This is a genomic window from Rhodoferax sp. SPJ21, from assembly GCF_058216335.1.
In genome coordinates this window covers 298,923-312,258 of record NZ_JBYZMO010000004.1, presented here as the reverse complement: position 1 = coordinate 312,258, position 13,336 = coordinate 298,923, and the positions used below count along the sequence as shown (strand labels likewise).

Below are 13,336 nucleotides of genomic sequence, written 5' to 3'. Positions count from 1 at the left end.
AACCTGAAAGAGAACCATGAAAACCTACATCGGCACCAAGATGATCAACGCTCAGCCCATGACCCGGGCCAGCTACAACGCCATGCGCGGCTGGGCGCTCCCTGCCGACGAGAACGGCGACGACGAAGGCTACCTGGTTGAATACCTGGACGGCGGGAAGCCGAACCACCCCGACTTTGCCGGCTATGTCAGCTGGAGCCCCAAGGCGCAGTTTGAAGGCGCTTACGTCGAAGTCCCTGGTGCTTCCGGCTTTGCCCCGCACCAGCAGCGCGTGCTTGCAGAGAAATCTGAACTGGACTCGCGCTTGGCAAAGCTGCAGGCGTTCTTCGGGAAACCCATATTTGTTGAGCTTGGCTCGCAAGAGCGTGGTCGGCTGATGAAGCAGGCAGCCCTGATGGAGGCCTACAGCGAAGTGCTGACCGAGCGCATCGCTGCATTCTGACCATGACCGCCAGCGTAGACGAGACCACCACCGTCCACTACTGCGTGGTGTGCGGGCCTTGCCTGCGCCTGCACTTTGATGACACCGAAATCACCTGCCACAACGATGTGCCGCACCCTGGCGGCATAGATGCTGACGAAGAGGAAATGCCCCAATGATGCTGAATCGCGCGCCGATGAAACGCACTGAAATGCGACGTTCAGCACCACCCCCGGAAAAAGAGCTGAATCGGGAGCAGCGCCTTGCCATTCGTGCGAAGCGTGCTATCAAAAATGCACCAGCTTGCGAAATTGTGCAAACTGACAATAAATGGCGTCCAGCGCGGATGGTGCCTGCGCATGCAGCTATTAATTCTGTAGTGCCAGTGCCAAAGGAGCAGCAGCACCGAAACCGCCGCTTGCTGGACCTGGCCCGGGGCATGCCTTGCCTACTCCGCGTCCCAGGTGTTTGCAACCGCAATCCTGAAACCACCGTGGCCGCGCACAGCAACTGGGCCGCACATGGCAAGGCCGGCGCACGCAAGGCAAATGACCAGTACAGCGCTTGGGCCTGCCACTGCTGCCATAGCTGGTTGGACCAAGGCAGCGCGCCCCAGTCCATCAAGCGCTTGACCTTCATGCGCGCGCACGCCGACCAGGTGCTGCTGTGGCGCCAGATAGCCGCCGACCCCAGCCGGCCCCAGGCTGACCGCAAGGCCGCCAAGTGGGCGCTGGACCTGTTGAACGCAACACCAAATCTGTCGCCAGCGCACGATTTACCTGCGTTGACAGCTATTATTTAAGGAGCGCGAACATGACCGATCAATCCAAAATCCGCACGACCGGTGAAATCATCTTCGACGCCATCCGCGACCTGCACAACCAGGAGCAGGTAGTCACCCGCGAGGTGCTGCGCGACGTCACCGGTCTGAAAATGACCCTGATTGACGATCACCTCGCCACTATGATCGCTGACGAGAAGGTCCGCCGCGTCAAGGCCGGGGTGTTTGTGCCGGTGGATACGCCGCCGCCAGAACGGCCCGTGTCGGTGACCAAAGTTCCCAGCGGTGTGACAAAGATCGAAATCGGGGACCAGTACTTGGAGCTATGGCCGAGGGAAGAGCGGCAATTGGCCAGCTTGCTTAGCGGGGCTGCGGCCCAGTATTCAGCGATCCAGACCGGGCACGAGGTCGGCGTGATGGTGATGGAGTTGCAGACCCGCCTGCGCAGGGCCGAGCGCGACTTGGCCGCCTGCAAGGAGAAGCTGGCCCCGCAACCTTCGCTGTTCCCTGAGCATTAAACCGTTCGGCGCCCTGACTAAGCCCGCACCATGCGGGCTTTTCTTTGCCTGCAATCTGGTTGCACCGTGGTTACACCCACCATGTAACTGCAACCCCCAGTAGGGTTTCGTCAACTGCTTGACCGTCCGCATCATGCGGGCACATGACAGCGACCAAATCCGCCACTCCGAACCCGCGCACTGACTGGGAGCGCATGCAGCCTCTCTGGCAAGCCGGGGTCGTCTCGGTGTCTCAGTTGTCGAAGGACTTCAATGTCTCCCGGGCGGGCATCCTTAAACACTGGGACAAGCTGCGTATTGGCCGCGACCTGAGCGGCAAGATCGCAGCCCAGGCCAATGCCATCGTGGCACGCCAGGAAGTAGCGGCCAAACGGTTGCAGGAGCAGGTTGCAGCGGCGACTGATCCTGTAACCGAAGCCGAGACGGTGGCCACGAATGCTGAGATCCAGGCCAACATCATCTTGGCCGAGCGCAAGGGGGTGCAGCGCCTGCGGGTGCTGTTCAACACCATCGTCGTGGAAATGGAGACGCCCGCTGCTCCGCCGTTGCCAATCGCCACGCGGCTGGACCAGCTGCGCAAGGCGTCCGAGACCTTCAAAACCATCGTGGGCATGGAGCGCCTAGTCAACAACATCGTTGAAGACACCCCGGTGGACCCGGCCGCGCGCATGGCCGAGGCGGTGGAGAACGGCATTGAAGGGCTGAAAGCCGCGTTCGCGCAGAAGCTGGGCCGCAAGCCATGACCCACGTGCTAGACCCACTGCGCGCAGACCTGCAGGCGGCGCCCTTCGGTGCCGTGGTGGATCTGTGGGAGGCAATCGAGCAGGAGCGGGGCGTGGAGGGCAAGGCCTGGCTGGGCCGCAACGACCGGTTTTACCTGTTGACGCGCCTGCTGCACCGCTTCGATGCTGTGGACCCATGGATATACGCCCGGTGCCGAGAGGTGGAGGCCAACCCGGATGGCTACTTGGACCTGTGGGCCCGCGAGCACTACAAGTCCACCATCATCACCTTCGCCGGCGTCATCCAGGAGATTGCACGCGATCCAGAGATCACCATTGGCCTGTTTAGCCTGAACAAGCCCACGGCCAAGAAGTTTTTGAACCAGGTCAAGCAGGAGCTGGAGAGCAACCGCGACTTACAGGCGGTCTACCCCGATGTGTTCTGGGCTGACCCCAGGCGGCAGTCTTCGCGCTGGTCGGAGGACAAGGGCATCGTGGTGCGGCGCAATTCCAACCCCAAGGAGGCCACGCTGGAGGCCCATGGTCTGGTGGATGGCCAGCCGACTGGCGCCCACTTCTTGCTGCGTGTGTATGACGACGTGGTGACCCTGGAGAACGTCACCACCCCCGAGCAGGTGAAAAAGACCACCAACGCCTGGGAGATCTCGGACAACCTGGGCGCGCGCGGCGCAGACGGAAAAAAGCGGGCTTGGCACGTCGGCACCCGCTACAGCTTCGCCGATACCTACCAGGACATCATCGACAAGGGCGCGCTGAAACTGCGCATCTACCCGGCTACCGACAACGGGCTGCCCGATGGCAACCCGGTGTTCCTGTCGCGCGCGGCCTGGTCAGACCTCAAGATGAAGCAGGGCCCGGCCACCATTGCCTGCCAGCAGCTGATGAACCCGGCCGCCGGCAACGAAGCCATGTTCCGTAAAGAGTGGCTGGCTTTCCTGGATGTGCGGCCGGCGACGCTCAACGTGTACATCATGGTGGACCCGGCCCACTCCAAGAAGAAGGGCAGCGACAACACCGCCATGGCCGTGGTCGGCATCGACGCCAGCAACAACAAGTACCTGCTGGATGGCTACCGCCACAAGATGGGCCTGCGCCAGCGCTGGGAAGCCATGTATGGCCTTGTCAAGTTCTGGCGTGCCGCACCAGGCGTGCAGATGGTCAAGGTTGGGTACGAGCGCTACGGCATGCAGGCCGACCTGGAGTACTTCGAAGAGCAGATGCTGCTGGTGAAAGATTCGTTCGAGATCACCGAGCTGAACTGGACCAGCGACGGCGCCCAGGCCAAGGATGACCGCGTGCAGCGCCTGCAGCCTGATTTCATCGGCCACAAGTTCTTTCTAGCCCAAGTCTGCACACGGCTTGTGAAGGTTGGCGTGGACGAGCAGGGCAAGGACATCCTGGAGCCGCAAGCCTACGAAACCTCGAACCAGGTCAAGGTCCGCGAGGCTGGCCAGCCCTTCCGCATCTTCCGCCCGGTCAAGCGCCGGGACCACGAAGGCAACGTGTACAGCCTGAACAAGGGGTTCCTGGAGGAATACCTGACCTACCCATTCAGCTCCAAAAAGGACTTGATCGATGCGGTCAGCCGCATCTACGACATGGAGCCCGTGCCGCCGCTCATCGTGGATCAGCGCGCGCTGGAGCCCGAAACCTTCAACGACGGAGCATGACCATGGCTACACCCAATCACCCCCAACAAGACCCGCGCACCGTCGTGAAGATCAGCACCCGCCTGTGGAGCGAAGAGGTGGGCCTGGCCAACGCCAATGAGCCAGTACCGCCGCACGACCCTTCATACCAGTTTAGCAATGGAAAGCGCTTTGTTGACAAAGATCCATACGCCTGGGCCCAGGGGCTTGCAGATGAATAGCGACTACGAGTCCCTGCCCGACGGCATCAAGGCGGAATACACCGAGCAGCAGTACTTGTGGCTGTCGGATGCCGAGAAAGCCCGCCTGATCCAAAAAGAAACCGAACCGGAGAGTGAACTGTGAACTTCCTTCGAAATATGAATGAATGGCGCCTCTGCGACCCCCTTGGATTTTGGGTTGTTGGCGTTGGTCTAAATGCTTTGTGGATCGTCGTTTCGATAGAGGCATGCCTGAAATGAGCGATCTCGTCACTGAAAACCCTGTTGGCGCTGCCAATGACATCCTGATGGCCAAAGAGATGGCCGAGGCCCTGCACAGCGCCTACCCCGGGCACATGTGGGCTGTTTCGGTGGATGGCCAGACCGGCTTTGCCGATGTGCGCAACCTGGCCTTGTCCGGCAACTGGGGCTTTCGCCTGCGCCTGGACACCATCTACACGGCCAGTGAATTCAAGAAGCGCGTGCTGCGCGCGGGGGGCGAGATCTTGGAGCGCTATCGCCTGCGCCGTGGTGCGTTCAATGAAACCCAGTACTCCGATGTCCCCATGGACTTCGCTGGACGTTTGAAGGCGGATCTATGACCGACTACCTGGCTATGGCCCGCGAGGCCTTCTCCACATCCACCACCTACTTCGACAGCAGCATCCGGGGTTCAATCGAGGCTGCGCTGCGCCAGTTCCAAGGTGTACACCCGGCTGGGTCGAAGTACCACTCTGAGACATACAAGGCACGATCGCGGCTATTCCGACCCAAGACGCGCAGCACCATCCGCAAGAACGAAGCCATGGCCGCAGAAGCCATGTTCAGTACCAGCGATGTGGTGACGATCACGGCCGAGGACGACAGCAACCCGGCACAAGAGGCTTCCGCAGAGGTCATGCAGGCCCTGATGGACTACCGGCTGCAGAAGTCCATACCCTGGTTCCTGCTGGCCATCGGCGCTTACCAGGACGCCCAGACGGTGGGTGTGTGTCTCTCGCACCAGTACTGGACCTACAGCGAGAAAAAGAAGCTGGATAAGCCGTGCGTGGAGCTACTACCAGTGGAGAACATACGCATCGACCCAGGCTCCAACTGGGCCGACCCGATCAACTCCAGCCCGTACGTGATCCGAATGATCCCCATGTTCGTAAAGGACGTGAAGGCCCGCATGAATAACCCGGACGCTAAGACCGGCGAGCCCAAGTGGATCAAGGTGGAAGACGCACAGATACTCACGGCCACCAATGGTTACAGCGATACCACCCGCATGACCCGTGAGCGCGGCCGTACCGACAGTAAGGAGCAGCAAACCGCCATTCGGGACTTCGCCATCGTGTGGGTGCACCAGAACATCGTGGAGGTGGACGGCGTGGACATGCTGTATTACACGTTGGGCACCTTGGCCTTGCTGTCCAAGCCCGTGCCGCTCAAAGATGTGTACTTCCATGGAGTGCGCCCGTTCGTGATGGGCTTCTGTGTGTTGGAAACGCATAAGGTGTACCCCGACGGCATCGCCGGCATCACTAAGGACACCCAGATCGAGATCAACGAGGTGGCCAACCAGCGCATGGACAACGTGAAGTTCGCCATGAACAAGCGCTATTTTGTGAAACGTGGCGCCCAGGTGGACCTGCGCAGCCTGACGCGCAATGTGCCGGGCAGTGCAACCCTCATGAACAGCCTGGACGACGTGAAGGTCCAGGAAACCAACGATGTGACCAGCTCGGCCTACCAGGAGCAGGACCGGCTGAACAACGACTTTGACGATGTGGCCGGGGCATTCTCGCAATCATCGGTGCAGTCCAACCGCAAGCTGAATGAAACCGTGGGTGGCATGGCCATGCTGGGCGCCAGCGCGAACCAGGTGGGTGGCTACCAGTTGCGCACCTTCGTGGAAACCTGGGTGGAGCCGGTGCTGCGCCAGCTGGTGCTGCTGGAGCAGTACTACGAAACCGACGTGGTGCTGCTGGCCAAGGCCGGCCGCCAGGCGAATCTGGTTCAGCGCTTTGGCATGGACCAGGTGACTGACGATCTGCTGATGCAGGAACTCACCCTGCGCGTGAACGTTGGCACTGGCGCAGCCAATCCCCAGCAGCAGCTGGATAACTTCATGAAGGGCATGCAGAACCTGCGCCTGCTGCTGCAGGGCGGCGACCTGGAGCGCTTCGGCCTGGATGTCGAAGAAGTCATCAAGGAGATATTCGGCAAGCTCGGCTACAAGGACGGCGGCCGCTTCTTCAAGACCCAAGACCAGGATCCGCGCCTTACGGCCGCCCAGAACACGATCTCCCAGCTGCAGCAACAACTGGCCCAGAAGGTCAGCCCGGAAATGGTGGCCAAGCAGATCGAGAAGTTGGACGCCGAGATCGAGGCCATAGGCTCCAAGAGCCAGGACACTCTGGCCGCTGCCGTCAAGAAGAACATGGAAACCTTCTTCGCCAGCATGCAGGCAGCCGAGGTCGTGGCTGCCATTCCGGCCGTGGCCACGATTGCCGACGCCATGGTGAAGGAGGCCGGGTTCAAGTCGGTGCCTGGTACCGATCCGAACTTCCAGCAACCAGTGGCAGCATCGCCGGAGATCGCGCTGAACACCATCAAGGAGCGGCATACCGGTACCGAGTTCCAACCTGGCCAGCCTGGTGCAGCAGCTGCAGTGCCAGGTGACACCACGCCGAACACGCCCGCATTGCCGCAGGCGCCCGCAAGCCCATTCGTCGGGGAGAACGCCGGCATTGAAACAGCCAGGAGCGACTCGTGAGCCAACCACAAGACCCGGACCTGGTAAAAGCCCAGGCCGCTATGGCCTTGGGCATGGACGCCAAGGTGTTCATGGGCTCACAGATTGGCCGCTACCTGACAAAGCGGGCGAACGATGACATTGAGGCTGCCCTGCAGGGCCTGAGCACGGTGGACCCCACCGACCCCGAAGCCATCCGCAAGCTGCAGAACGAGATCAAGGTGGCCAGCAACTTCCTGCAATGGATGGGCGAGCTGGTCACCGAGGGCGAGCTGGCCGAACAGGCGTTCATTGAGCGCCAAGACTGATTTTTCAACGAAGGAGCTAATCCATGACCACCCAAGACGCTACCCAATCGGGCGTGCCTGAGAACGACACCACGGGCGCAGGCGCCCAAGCACAGCAGGAACGCCAGGTAGAGCAATCGCCTCGTATCTCTGCTATGGAAGCGATAGCGGCCCGCCGCGAGTCTGCTGTGAATGACGAGATCACCAAGTTCAAGGAAGACACCGGCCAGGTGGACGACGGCAACCACAACGACCAAGTGGACCAGGGCCAACAGCAGGACCAGCTCACCGCCCAGCTGGACGCTGACACCCCGCGCGTGCTGACCGATGGCCTGGACAAGGTGATGGTCCGCATCAAGGTGGATGGCGTGGAGAGCGAAGTCAGCGTTGCCGACATGCAGCGCTCCTACCAGAAGGGTAATGCCGCCGACCTCCGCCTGCAGCAAGCGACCCAGCTGTTGAACGAAGCAAAAACGATAGCAGCGGCACCACCCCCAGTAGGGATTGGTGCAAAGACGCCTGCCGCAGAAGATACAGCCAGCTCGAAGTCCGCAGGGGGCCTAGAGCAAGGTAAAGAGTTCGTGTCAGCCCTGTTTGAGGGGGACGAAGCGAAGGCGTTGGAAGCGTTGGCAAAGCTAGGCATCGGGCGAACCGAAGAAGGTTCTACCCAGATTGATGCTCAGCAGCTCGCCGCGCAACTGACGCCTGCAATTAGGCAGAAGCTGGTTGAAGACAGCGCATTGGATACGTTCAAGAGCAAGCACGCGGACATTGTGAACGACCCATACCTTGCGCGGATGGCAGACGAGTTCCTGGATGCGGAGTTGAAGGGCGGTAAACCCTTCACCGAAGCACTCGAAGGCGCCGCCACCCGCACGCGAGATTGGCTCAGCAGCAAGGGCGTGTCGGCCCCGGCCCCATCGTCGGCGCCTGCTCCTGCACCAGCTCCAACCGATGTCAGGGCCGCGAAGCTGGAGCGCAAGGCCGGGATCGATGTGATTCCAGCTTTGAATAAATCGGCGACAACGACCGAGCCGCCCGTGCAGACCGCATCGCAAATCATTGCGGAGATGCGTAAGGCGCGCGGCATGGACGTATAGCCAAGTCAACACTTGGAGGTTTTCAGCCATGGCAGGACAAGTATGGTTAACCAATAGCCTCGGCGGCTACATGTATTCGGACAACCTGTCGAAGGTGCTCCGTAACGCTGTGCAGCCGATGGTTAAGTTCCGTCAGTTCGCTGACGTGAAGGACGCTGCTTTGCAGCAAAAGGGTAAGGGTGACGTTTTTCACTGGAACGTGTATTCCGATGTAGCGACCCGTGGCACGACGCTGGTGGAAACCACCGCCATGCCAGAGACGAACTACACGATCACCCAGGGCACCATGCAGATCACGGAATACGGTAACTCCGTACCCTACACCGGCAAGCTGGACGACCTGTCCGAGCAGCCAGTGAAGGAAGTGATCAACAAGGTGCTGAAGAACGACGCGAAGAAGGTGTTCGACATTGCGGCCCATGCGCAATTTCGTGCCACCCCCTTGCGTGTGGTTCCCACCCTGGGCACGGCCACCGACACGGTGACCCTCACGACCAACGGCACGGCCACCGCAACCAACAACGTTGCGCTGGGCAAGGCCCACGTGAAGGCAATCGTGGACCTGATGAAGGAGCGGAACATTCCCCCAGCAATGGGCGATGACTACATCTCCATCAGCCACCCCAGCACCTTCCGCCCGTTCAAGAACGAGCTGGAGACCGTCAAGCAATACACCGATGACGGCTTCCAGCTGATCCTGAACGGTGAGATTGGCCGCTACGAAAACACCCGTTTCGTGGAGCAGACCAACATCCCCAAGGGCGGCGCTGCTGACTCATTGACGTTCAACCCCACCACGGATACCCCTGATCCCTGGAACAACGGCAAATCCAGCTGGGCGTTCTTCTTTGGTCAGGATACGGTGGCCGAGGGTGTGGCGGTGCCAGAAGAGATGCGCGGGAAGATTCCTACCGACTTTGGTCGCAATCGCGGCATCGCCTGGTACTACATCGGTGGCTTCGGCATCGTGCACCCACTGAATGCTGCGAACAACAGCATGAACTCCCGCATCGTGATGTGGGACAGTGCGGCCTAAGTGCGGCATCCATTGGGGCGCCTGTGATGGGCGCCCCTTTTTTCACTTCAAGGAGCTTCCATGAGCACTGACAAGTACACGCCCAGCGGGCAGCTGCAGGGCGATACCAAGCCCATGCCTGACCGTGGCACGGGCACTGGCCTGAATGGCGACACCTATGGTGCTGACATCTCTGGCAACGCCACCAACCGCCTGGGTGGCCTCGGCAACGCGACCCGCAGCGATGCCCCTTTCGAGGGTGATTCCGACATGTATCCAGATGGAGATGACTGATATGGCCGCAACTCTGGACCGAAAACGCCCCTACGGTGAAGTCTTCGGCGACAGTGCGCCGCACCGCTACGAGCAGGACGGCAAGTACTTCGACCACGAGGGCAAGCAGATCGTGGTGGAAGACGACACCGACACCACCAAGACCGATTCCAAGGCTCCCGCCGCGCCACAGATCGCCTTGATCAAAGGCGTACCGCTGGTGCTGGACGACCTGGACCAGCAAGCCCTCAAGCAGATCGCTATCGATTTGAGTTTGGGTCTGCCGCCCCAGCTGGGTGCTGTGAAGCTGCGCGCTGCCATCGTCGCTGCATCTCCCGTGCCCTCCGCCACCGCGACGCCCACGGATTCCCAGGTAGACCAGCAGCTGAACGGTTGATATGGCCGACCATCCCGCCCTCCGCTTTAAATACGACATCGTGCAGTACACCCGTGGCAACGGGGTAGAGGTGGGGGGCGGGCAGCTGTATCCGCATTTCCGGCCGCCGGGCGACATGGAAGAATTCGAAAGTCTGGATTTCGTCTTCACGACCGAATCGCCAGCCGGCTGGGACAGCTTGGTAAAGGTCGGAGGCCACCTGGTCAGCGTGCAAGGTGGCGAGCTGTCCATACTGGTAAAGCGCAAAGACGGCACGCTGTTGCCAACAGGCGGCCGATTGCCCTTGAAATCCGCCTGCGTGGTGCGCTACGGCGGCTTCGGTGACACCCTGCAGGCGGCCAATATCCTGCCCGAGCTCAAGCGCCAGGGCTACCACATCACCTTTATGACCACGCCGCGCGGCTACGAGGTCATCAAGCATGACCCGCACGTGGACGCCTGGGCCATCCAGGACGACGACCAGGTGCCAAACCAGGAACTGCTGTACTACTGGACCGCCCAGTCCCTGCGCTATGACCGCTTCATCAACCTGTGCGAGTCGGTGGAGGGCACCTTGCTGGCCTACCCGGGCCGCGCAAACCATTCCTGGCCAGACTCTGTGCGCCGTGCTGAGATGGGCAGCAAGAACTACCTGGAGTGGACGTCGCAGCTGGCTGAGCTGGCCTATGCATCGGAATCACGGTTCTACCCGTCGGCCGAGGAAAAGGCCCTGGCCTGGTCCTATTTGGGCGAATTCCGGCGCGCCCAGGCGGGCGAGCTCGCCATAGGCATGCGTCTGCCACCCCGCTTCAATATCCTGTGGTGCCTGTCCGGGTCCGCCCCGCACAAGTTCTACCCCCACCAGGACACGGTGATCGCCTGGATCCTGGACGAGTTACCGATGGCGTCCATCATCTTCAACGGTGACGAGGCCTGCCAGATCCTGGAGGTAGGCTGGGAGAACGAACCACGCATTCGGTTGGAGTCCGGCAAGATGGGCATCCGGCAGACCCTGGCGCTGGCCCAGCAGGTGGATTGCGTCGTCGGCCCAGAAACGGGTGTGCTGAACGCTGTGGCCTTTGAGCCTATGGCCAAGGTCATCATGCTGTCCCATTCTTCCGCCGAGAACCTGACCAAGCACTGGGTGAATGCCGACACGCTCACCCCGGCCAGCACCTCCTGCTATCCCTGCCACCGCCTGCACTTTGGCCGCGAGTTCTGCCGCGAGGATCAGGTCACAGGTGCCGCCGCGTGCCAAGTGGACATTTCACCGCAGCACACATTTGCGGCCATCAAGCAGCACTACCAGGAATGGCAGGTGCTCAACGACCTCAAGGTGACATCATGAATCTGGGCGAACTGATCTCCACTGCTCGTGATCGCAGCGATGACAAAGCAGCTCCGTTCCTGTGGTCCGATGCAGAGTGGACCAGCTTCGCCAACGATGCCGAGCGCGAAGCCTGCCGCCGGGCTCGCCTGATCGTGGATTCATCCAACTGCGATATAGGCGAAATCCGTCTACGCGCTGGCGGCAGGGTGTACGACCTTGACCAGCGCGTGCTGTTCATCCGGCGGGCAAAGTTGAAGGGCAGGGCGCAGCCTCTCGCCCGCGTCAGCTACAAAGACCTCGACCAGTGCGCACCCGACTGGGAAGATGAAGTCGGTGAACCCCGTGGTTTTATTCCCGATATGGATACCGACAAGTTCCGGCCATACCCTACACCGACTGAGGCTGGAATTGTTCGGCTTACGGTGGTACGCCTACCCATGGCGAACATGGAGGAATTGGACGACACGCCGGAGATTAAGCTGCACCTGCACGAGTCGCTGCTGTATTGGATGCTGTACCGGGCCTATTCCAAGCAGGACAGCGAAACCAAGGACGACAAGAAGGCGGCCACGAACCTGGCGTTCTTCGAGAACGAGTTCGGCAAGAAAAGCAGTGCCGTGGATGAAACCTGGATCCAGCACGAGCAGGGCTTTATGGAAGAGGAAGGCTACTTTTAGCTACCCCCAGTAGGGTTTTGCCATAGGCTGACCCTCTCCGAGACTTGCGGCCATGCAAGTCAAAACCTTCAACGGACTGAACAACGTCAGCGACCCGCTGGGCCTGGGGTTGTCTTGGCTGTCGAAGGCTGACAACATTAATATCACCGCAGCCGGAAAGATTGAGCGCCGCGATGGCTACGCGCTGGCCACCCCCGCAATCATTCCTCTAGGTGGGGCCTATTCCACCATCGACTACCAGCGCGGCTATCTTGTTGACGCGGGCAGCCTAAAGAGCTTTGACGGTGCCGTGTTGCGTACTGGGCTGTCGGCCCGGCCGATGTACTGGACCGAGATCAACGACCAGGTTTTTTACAGCAACGGCCAAGACAGCGGGATCATCCAGCCCGGCGGCGAGGTATTGGACTGGGCTTGGAACGCACCCGCTGCGCCCGCCCTGGCTGCCGTCACCGGTTCTCTGGCCGCAGGCCTGTACCAGGTGCGCTGCACGTATGTGCTCGCCGATGGCCGCGAAACTGGTTCAGGCGATAGCGCCGAGATCACGCTGACCGATGGCCAGGCGGTGCAAATCTCGGGCATCCCCAAGATGGCCGGGGCTTCTACTCATGTTTACATCGCCCCAGCCAACAGCACGGTGTACCAGTTTGCAGGCATGCCCTCTGGGACTGCCATGGTGTGGAATTTCTCGCCGGACGCACTGGGCACCGACTTGCAGAACCTGCTGCTGGACTCGCTGCCCATTGGCACCGAGGTGCTGCAGGCCTGGCGTGGGCGGATCTACGCATCGCAGTACCTGCCCGAGGCAGACCAATCGGTCATTTGGTTCTCGCAGCCGCTGGGCTTCCACCTGTTCAATCTCTCCAGCGACTTTCTGCTGGTGCCCGGCCACGTGGTGATGCTGGCGCCCCAGCCCACCGGCCTGCTAATCGGCGCCCTCCAGGCGGTGTATGCCTACGACGGCACCAGCCTGGCAAAGCTTGCCAGCTACGGCGTGGTGCCTGGCCAGCATTGGTCCCTGGAAGACGACAAGCCCACGGCGCGCGCCATCTTTTGGACTGAGCGCGGGGCCTGCGCGGCACTGCCATTTGAAAACCTGACCGAGGGTGCTGTGAGCGTGGCCCCAGGACTGAGCGCTGGCGGCACGGTTGTGCACAGCGGCGGGAACACACGCTACATCGTCTCCATCAAGCAAGGCGGTACCGCCTTCAACCTCCATAGCTAACCCC

At 61.0% G+C, this 13,336-nt stretch carries 18 protein-coding genes; all 18 read left to right on the top strand.

The window, feature by feature from the left end:
- The first annotated feature begins 16 nt into the window (after positions 1–16).
- The 18 genes from AC4BBN_RS20760 (at position 17) to AC4BBN_RS20675 (ending at position 13,332) form a co-directional block, all read left to right on the top strand.
- Positions 17–442: a crAss001_48 related protein gene (locus AC4BBN_RS20760; protein WP_490593917.1), complete on the top strand. Its 426-nt coding sequence runs from the start codon at positions 17–19 to the stop codon at positions 440–442.
- Positions 443–444: 2 nt separating this feature from the next.
- Positions 445–600, top strand: a complete 156-nt coding sequence (locus AC4BBN_RS20755; protein ID WP_490593916.1) for a hypothetical protein — start codon at positions 445–447, stop codon at positions 598–600.
- Positions 597–1,223: a nuclease domain-containing protein gene (locus AC4BBN_RS20750; protein WP_490593915.1), complete on the top strand. Its 627-nt coding sequence runs from the start codon at positions 597–599 to the stop codon at positions 1,221–1,223. The genes AC4BBN_RS20755 and AC4BBN_RS20750 overlap by 4 nt, the downstream gene beginning before the upstream one ends.
- An 11-nt stretch (positions 1,224–1,234) precedes the next feature.
- Entirely contained in the window at positions 1,235–1,720 is a 486-nt protein-coding gene (locus tag AC4BBN_RS20745; protein WP_490593914.1) for a hypothetical protein, read from the top strand.
- A gap of 143 nt (positions 1,721–1,863) precedes the next feature.
- Positions 1,864–2,463 (top strand): hypothetical protein, encoded by a 600-nt coding sequence (locus tag AC4BBN_RS20740; protein WP_490593913.1) that lies wholly within the window; start codon positions 1,864–1,866, stop codon positions 2,461–2,463.
- Positions 2,460–4,133, top strand: a complete 1,674-nt coding sequence (locus AC4BBN_RS20735) for a hypothetical protein (RefSeq protein ID WP_490593912.1) — start codon at positions 2,460–2,462, stop codon at positions 4,131–4,133. Before AC4BBN_RS20740 ends, AC4BBN_RS20735 begins: the two co-directional genes overlap by 4 nt.
- Before the next feature lie 2 nt (positions 4,134–4,135).
- A complete protein-coding gene (locus tag AC4BBN_RS20730; protein WP_490593911.1) occupies positions 4,136–4,333 on the top strand; it encodes a hypothetical protein in 198 nt (65 codons plus the stop codon).
- Positions 4,326–4,457 (top strand): hypothetical protein, encoded by a 132-nt coding sequence (locus AC4BBN_RS20725; RefSeq protein ID WP_490593910.1) that lies wholly within the window; start codon positions 4,326–4,328, stop codon positions 4,455–4,457. Before AC4BBN_RS20730 ends, AC4BBN_RS20725 begins: the two co-directional genes overlap by 8 nt.
- A gap of 112 nt (positions 4,458–4,569) precedes the next feature.
- The gene (locus AC4BBN_RS20720; protein WP_490593909.1) at positions 4,570–4,914 is read left to right on the top strand and encodes a hypothetical protein; all 345 of its coding nucleotides are present in this window, start codon (positions 4,570–4,572) and stop codon (positions 4,912–4,914) included.
- Positions 4,911–7,073 (top strand): portal protein, encoded by a 2,163-nt coding sequence (locus tag AC4BBN_RS20715; protein WP_490593908.1) that lies wholly within the window; start codon positions 4,911–4,913, stop codon positions 7,071–7,073. Before AC4BBN_RS20720 ends, AC4BBN_RS20715 begins: the two co-directional genes overlap by 4 nt.
- On the top strand, positions 7,070–7,360 hold the full coding sequence (locus AC4BBN_RS20710; protein ID WP_490593907.1) for a hypothetical protein: 291 nt from the start codon (positions 7,070–7,072) through the stop codon (positions 7,358–7,360). The genes AC4BBN_RS20715 and AC4BBN_RS20710 overlap by 4 nt, the downstream gene beginning before the upstream one ends.
- A gap of 23 nt (positions 7,361–7,383) precedes the next feature.
- Positions 7,384–8,439: a hypothetical protein gene (locus tag AC4BBN_RS20705; protein ID WP_490593906.1), complete on the top strand. Its 1,056-nt coding sequence runs from the start codon at positions 7,384–7,386 to the stop codon at positions 8,437–8,439.
- A 28-nt stretch (positions 8,440–8,467) separates the two neighbouring features.
- Positions 8,468–9,475 (top strand): major capsid protein, encoded by a 1,008-nt coding sequence (locus AC4BBN_RS20700; protein WP_490593905.1) that lies wholly within the window; start codon positions 8,468–8,470, stop codon positions 9,473–9,475.
- A 60-nt stretch (positions 9,476–9,535) separates the two neighbouring features.
- The gene (locus tag AC4BBN_RS20695) at positions 9,536–9,748 is read left to right on the top strand and encodes a hypothetical protein (protein WP_490593904.1); all 213 of its coding nucleotides are present in this window, start codon (positions 9,536–9,538) and stop codon (positions 9,746–9,748) included.
- A 1-nt stretch (position 9,749) separates the two neighbouring features.
- Positions 9,750–10,124 (top strand): hypothetical protein, encoded by a 375-nt coding sequence (locus AC4BBN_RS20690; protein WP_490593903.1) that lies wholly within the window; start codon positions 9,750–9,752, stop codon positions 10,122–10,124.
- 1 nt (position 10,125) lies between these two features.
- On the top strand, positions 10,126–11,451 hold the full coding sequence (locus AC4BBN_RS20685) for a glycosyltransferase family 9 protein (protein WP_490593902.1): 1,326 nt from the start codon (positions 10,126–10,128) through the stop codon (positions 11,449–11,451).
- The gene (locus AC4BBN_RS20680) at positions 11,448–12,110 is read left to right on the top strand and encodes a phage adaptor protein (protein ID WP_490593901.1); all 663 of its coding nucleotides are present in this window, start codon (positions 11,448–11,450) and stop codon (positions 12,108–12,110) included. Before AC4BBN_RS20685 ends, AC4BBN_RS20680 begins: the two co-directional genes overlap by 4 nt.
- Positions 12,111–12,162: 52 nt before the next feature.
- On the top strand, positions 12,163–13,332 hold the full coding sequence (locus AC4BBN_RS20675) for a hypothetical protein (RefSeq protein ID WP_490593900.1): 1,170 nt from the start codon (positions 12,163–12,165) through the stop codon (positions 13,330–13,332).
- Positions 13,333–13,336 lie beyond the last annotated feature (4 nt).

Bases quoted from the DNA above. Each gene is read 5' to 3' on its own strand.
- AC4BBN_RS20760 (WP_490593917.1), top strand. From the start codon at position 17: ATGAAAACCTACATCGGCACCAAGATGATCAACGCTCAGCCCATGACC.
- AC4BBN_RS20755 (WP_490593916.1), top strand. From the start codon at position 445: ATGACCGCCAGCGTAGACGAGACCACCACCGTCCACTACTGCGTGGTG.
- AC4BBN_RS20750 (WP_490593915.1), top strand. From the start codon at position 597: ATGATGCTGAATCGCGCGCCGATGAAACGCACTGAAATGCGACGTTCA.
- AC4BBN_RS20745 (WP_490593914.1), top strand. From the start codon at position 1,235: ATGACCGATCAATCCAAAATCCGCACGACCGGTGAAATCATCTTCGAC.
- AC4BBN_RS20740 (WP_490593913.1), top strand. From the start codon at position 1,864: ATGACAGCGACCAAATCCGCCACTCCGAACCCGCGCACTGACTGGGAG.
- AC4BBN_RS20735 (WP_490593912.1), top strand. From the start codon at position 2,460: ATGACCCACGTGCTAGACCCACTGCGCGCAGACCTGCAGGCGGCGCCC.
- AC4BBN_RS20730 (WP_490593911.1), top strand. From the start codon at position 4,136: ATGGCTACACCCAATCACCCCCAACAAGACCCGCGCACCGTCGTGAAG.
- AC4BBN_RS20725 (WP_490593910.1), top strand. From the start codon at position 4,326: ATGAATAGCGACTACGAGTCCCTGCCCGACGGCATCAAGGCGGAATAC.
- AC4BBN_RS20720 (WP_490593909.1), top strand. From the start codon at position 4,570: ATGAGCGATCTCGTCACTGAAAACCCTGTTGGCGCTGCCAATGACATC.
- AC4BBN_RS20715 (WP_490593908.1), top strand. From the start codon at position 4,911: ATGACCGACTACCTGGCTATGGCCCGCGAGGCCTTCTCCACATCCACC.
- AC4BBN_RS20705 (WP_490593906.1), top strand. From the start codon at position 7,384: ATGACCACCCAAGACGCTACCCAATCGGGCGTGCCTGAGAACGACACC.
- AC4BBN_RS20700 (WP_490593905.1), top strand. From the start codon at position 8,468: ATGGCAGGACAAGTATGGTTAACCAATAGCCTCGGCGGCTACATGTAT.
- AC4BBN_RS20695 (WP_490593904.1), top strand. From the start codon at position 9,536: ATGAGCACTGACAAGTACACGCCCAGCGGGCAGCTGCAGGGCGATACC.
- AC4BBN_RS20690 (WP_490593903.1), top strand. From the start codon at position 9,750: ATGGCCGCAACTCTGGACCGAAAACGCCCCTACGGTGAAGTCTTCGGC.
- AC4BBN_RS20685 (WP_490593902.1), top strand. From the start codon at position 10,126: ATGGCCGACCATCCCGCCCTCCGCTTTAAATACGACATCGTGCAGTAC.
- AC4BBN_RS20680 (WP_490593901.1), top strand. From the start codon at position 11,448: ATGAATCTGGGCGAACTGATCTCCACTGCTCGTGATCGCAGCGATGAC.
- AC4BBN_RS20675 (WP_490593900.1), top strand. From the start codon at position 12,163: ATGCAAGTCAAAACCTTCAACGGACTGAACAACGTCAGCGACCCGCTG.